The sequence below is a fragment of the Rhodococcus sp. T7 genome (assembly GCF_009872365.1).
Taxonomy (GTDB): Bacteria; Actinomycetota; Actinomycetes; order Mycobacteriales; family Mycobacteriaceae; genus Rhodococcus_F.
The window spans coordinates 1-3,527 of sequence record NZ_WXYH01000156.1 but is presented as its reverse complement, the minus strand read 5'-3'; the positions used below and the strand labels follow the sequence as shown (position 1 = coordinate 3,527).

The 3,527-nt window shown below is 69.0% G+C and carries 4 protein-coding genes; all 4 read left to right on the top strand.

Annotated features, from left to right (window positions below; genetic code table 11):
• Positions 1–1,131, top strand: a 1,131-nt coding sequence (locus tag MLGJGCBP_RS17240; protein WP_236581160.1) for an LLM class flavin-dependent oxidoreductase, incomplete at its 5' end; no start/stop codon positions are given.
• Entirely contained in the window at positions 1,131–1,883 is a 753-nt protein-coding gene (locus MLGJGCBP_RS17235) for an enoyl-CoA hydratase (RefSeq protein ID WP_160097143.1), read from the top strand. The genes MLGJGCBP_RS17240 and MLGJGCBP_RS17235, both read left to right, overlap by 1 nt.
• A gap of 27 nt (positions 1,884–1,910) precedes the next feature.
• Complete coding sequence (locus MLGJGCBP_RS17230; RefSeq protein ID WP_160097141.1) at positions 1,911–2,360, top strand: nuclear transport factor 2 family protein; 450 nt, start codon at positions 1,911–1,913, stop codon at positions 2,358–2,360.
• Entirely contained in the window at positions 2,360–3,184 is an 825-nt protein-coding gene (locus MLGJGCBP_RS17225; protein WP_160097139.1) for an alpha/beta fold hydrolase, read from the top strand. The genes MLGJGCBP_RS17230 and MLGJGCBP_RS17225 overlap by 1 nt, the downstream gene beginning before the upstream one ends.
• The last annotated feature ends 343 nt before the right edge of the window (positions 3,185–3,527 follow it).

The window sequence follows — 3,527 nt, the reverse complement described above, 5'->3', positions numbered from 1 at the left end:
GGGGCCGGTCGCGCGGATCGAGATTCCGTTCCTGATGGGCTGGACCCCGCACGGACACTGGATGGACTTCCGCTGACCGGCATGAAGGTCGGGGTGTATTTCGATTTGCGGGTGCCACCCGGATCGGGACTCGACCCGGCCCGCGTCTACGCGCACACCCTCGAGATGTGCGAGTTCGCCGAGGCCTCGGGCCTCGACTCCATCTGGGTCAGCGAACACCACGGGTTCGACGACGGCTACCTCCCGCAGGCGCTCACGTTCGCCGCGGCGGTCGCCGCGCGCACACGCACCGTCCGGGTGGGAACCGCGCTCGTCGTCGCCCCGTTGCACGCCACCGTCGAACTGGCAGAGCAGGCGGCGGTCGTCGATCTGATCTCCGACGGCCGTCTCGACCTGGGGCTCGGCGCGGGCTATCAGCAGGCCGAGTTCGATCTCTACGGCGCCGACCGCGACGCGCGCTTCGCCACCATGACCGGTCAGGTGTCCGAACTGCGCGAGATGTGGTCCGGGAAGCGGGTGACACCGGCGCCGGTCCAGTCGCCGATCCCGATCTGGCTGGGCAGCGGCGGCGAATACGGCGCGCGTCGCGCCGGGCGACTCGGCGCAAACCTGCTGTTCGTGAATCCCGACCTGATGCCCGCGTACCGGCAGGGACGCGCCGACGCGGGCCTCGACCCCGGCACCGGGCGCATGGGCGGTCCGTTCTTCGCGCTTCCGAGTGAGGATCCGGACCGCGAGTGGTCCGAGATGTCCGGGTACATCGCGTATCAGCAGAACTCGTACCGACGTCACATGGCCCGCGGAGTCGACGGGCCGCCGCCGCGGGAATACGACCCTGCGGCCGGACGGAACAGGTCACTGTCCGGCCCGGGTGCATTCTGGTTCGGGACACCGGAAGACCTGACCGCCCGGTTCGCCGCCTGGATCGGCGACTGCCCGGTCGACACGGTCTTTCTGTGGGCCTCCGTCGGTGGCATGCCGGAGAAGACGGTCGAGCGCACGGTCGACCTGATCGCACGTCGGATGGCGCCGCTCCTCCGCGGAATCGGTAAGGGCGGCAACAACTGTGAAAGCAACAAAACACCGCTGCCGGGCGAGCCGGCAGCCGAAGCCGGGAGTGTGATCGTGTAATGGGCTCGACGATCGAGCTGACGAACCGGGGACCGGTTCGCCACATCCAACTCAACGCGCCTGAGCGCCTCAACGCCCTCGATCGGGACATGCTCGACGAGCTTGCCGCCGCGATCGCCACCGTCGCCGCGGACCGGGAGGCGAGTGCGCTGGTCGTGTCGGGCGCGGGCCGGGCGTTCTGCGCGGGCGCCGACGTCGGCAGCCTGTTCGGCGACACCACCCGGCCGCCCGCGGAGATCCGCGACGAACTCAAGACGGTGTACGCGAGTTTCCTCGGGATCCACGACCTGAAGATCCCGACGATCGCGGCGGTGCAGGGCGCCGCAGTCGGCGCGGGCGTCAACATCGCGCTGGCCTGCGATGTCGTGGTCGCCGGTCCACGAGCACGCTTCGTGGTGTCGTTCGCCGACATCGGCCTGCACCCCGGCGGTGGCTGCAGCTGGTTCCTGACGCGCCGGATGGGCGCCGACCGTGCGATGGCGACAATCCTCGGCGCGAAGACGATCGGAGCGGACGAGGCGTACCGCGAGGGCTTGGCGACCGAACTCGCGGACGACCCCGTCGCAACGGCACTCGAACTCGCGGAGCGGTATTCGACGCGTGATCGCGGGATGCTCGCGGACATGAAGCGCGCGGTTCAGCTCGCCCAGGACGGCGACCTGGCGTCGGTACTCGAATTCGAGTCGTGGGCGCAGGCGTCGTCGGTCACGCAGCCGGCGTTCCAGAAGTACGTGGCCGAGTTCGGCCGATGATTCGTGGAAATCGGGAAAGGACCCGACATGCCTGACAGCACTCACGTCACACTCACACCGGCCGAGGTGGTCGGCGCGTTCTACGGCGCGCTCATCGACCAGGATCCCGAGCGACTGGGGGAACTGGCCGACGCCGGCTTCGACGACGCGATCTTCGTGGAGATGCCGTCGTCCCTCCCCTACGGCGGCCGGGTCGAGGGCGCGCGGCGACTTCGCGCAATGTTCCAGGCCATGGCCCGCGGTGTGGTGGACGTCGGTCCCCGCGGACTGACCCTCGATGCGCTCGTCGACGGCGGCGACCGCATTGCCGCGCGGCTGTCGTTCGACTGGTACCCGCCGGGTGGCGGGGCGCCGATCGCGTCCGGCGCCGTCGAGGAGTGGACATTCGAGAACGGCAAGGCGATCGCGATCCGCGCGTACTACCGGGATACGGCCGAGCTGCTCGCCGCCCCGGCGACTGCGGCGGACGGCGCCTGATGGACCTGATCGGGGTCGGCAGCGGTGTCCGCCTCGCCGTGCACGAGCTCGGCGAGGGACCGCCGGTCGTGCTGGTGGCGGGTTTCGGTCTCGACCACTCGGTGTGGGATCGCCAGGTGCGGGTGCTGGCCGACGCGGGTTTCCGGGCGATCTGTGTGGATCAGCGGGGGCACGGCCATTCGGACAAGCCCCGCCACGGGTACGACGTCCCGCAGCTGGCCCGTGACCTGCTCGACGTGATCGAGACCCTCGATCTCGACGGGGTCACACTGGTCGGGCACTCGTTCGCCGGGCAGGTGGGGTTCAAAGCCGCGGCACTGGACTCCGGCCGGATCGCCGGGCTCGTGCTGGTGGGATCGAATGCGGTCCGCGCCAGCAGGAGCGCGGACTTCCCGTTCGGTGCGCCCGCGAGCGAGGTGCTGCCGCGTCTCCTCGACGCGGAGAACGCCGATCGGCTGGGGTCGCGGCGGACCAACCTCGCGGGTGCGTTCGCGCAGCCGCCGACGGAATCGACGATCGAGTGGCTCATGCGGGTGTCGTTGCAGATGCCGTCGTGGGCGGCGATCGAGTGCTACCGCTCGATGCTCGAATCCGACCAGATCGACGCGCTCGCGGACGTTCGCCTGCCGGTCCTGCAGGTGGTGGGACGTGCCGACCCCGTGCATTCCGCGCGGGGTGCGGCCTGGCTCTCGGAGCAGTTGACGCGGTCGCGACTGGTCACGATCGAGGGGTGCGGCCACTATCCGATGCTGGAAGAGCCCGACGCGCTCGAGCGGGAGTTGCTCGCATTCGCGCAGGCCGTGGGATGCGAGCGGTCCGCGTAGGAGCGATCGGACAAGTCGTGTCGTCCGTTTCCTTGCCACGTCTATTATGAGACGGTAATATTCAAAATAAGCGCGTGGGATGGATCACCAGCGTCACCGGCCGAGTCGCAGATCGAGTAGGTACGGATCCTCCACCCTCGACGAACTTGGAACCGCAGCCCGGTCGTCAGACCCCGAACTTGGAGAGAACTCATGCTGAACAAGCAAGACAACGACCTGCTCACCCGCGTGGAGGGTGACGCGCCGATGGGTGTCTTGATGCGTCAGTACTGGACGCCGGTGCTGATGTCGGAGGACGTCGTCTCGGACGGCGCTCCGCGGCGGATCAAGATCCTCGGCGGCA